This window comes from Clostridium tarantellae (assembly GCF_009295725.1).
Taxonomy (GTDB): domain Bacteria; phylum Bacillota; class Clostridia; order Clostridiales; family Clostridiaceae; genus Sarcina; species Sarcina tarantellae.
The window spans coordinates 1-691 of record NZ_WHJC01000588.1 but is presented as its reverse complement, the minus strand read 5'-3'; the positions used below and the strand labels follow the sequence as shown (position 1 = coordinate 691).

Below are 691 nucleotides of genomic sequence, written 5' to 3'. Positions count from 1 at the left end.
AATTTATTCATTATAAAATTACTCCTTTATAACAAGCCTTTAGCTTTTTCATTGCTTTTAAGATTATTCATAGCATTTAAATGACTTTCTAAATCTTTAGAAAAACTTTTTTCAATTGATTTAATTTTATGATCCTCTATAATAACATTATTTAAGTTTGAACCTTTCCAATTTATATTTCCAATTTTAGCTCCACTTAGATCAGCACCTCTTAAATCTGCATAAATTATACTATCAGTTAAATCTGCTCCTCTTAAATTAGCATTTCTTAAATCTACATTTAATAATCTTATTCCTCTTAAATTTTGATTTTCTAAATTTAATCGTACTCCCATACTTCCTTTGGTATCAATCCAATACTTATGAGTTTTTATTTGAGCATTGACTTCTTTTTGTCTTTCTATAGTTATAGAATCATTGTAGCTTACTTCTTTTTCAGCACTTCCTATAAGAAGTAAGTCACTTAATCTACTTTGTTCCTTAAATTTTTCATTTAAAGTTTGTTCATATTCAAAAGGTTTTTCATATTCTATTTTAGATTCTATTAAATTTTTTTTATACTCTTCTAATTTTTCCACTGAATTATTTAAATTCTTTTCAAAACTATTAATAGCATTTTCTATACGAATAATATTTCCTCTGTTATTATCACCAAGTTCTATAGTATGATTTATATTGCCCTGTATAATAA

General features: G+C 23.9%; 1 protein-coding gene. It reads right to left on the bottom strand.

All coding sequences use genetic code 11. The annotated features are described in order from the left end of the window. Positions 1 to 26 precede the first annotated feature (26 nt). Positions 27 to 691: pentapeptide repeat-containing protein (locus GBZ86_RS16500; protein ID WP_207707485.1), on the bottom strand; the 665-nt coding region annotated here is incomplete at its 5' end.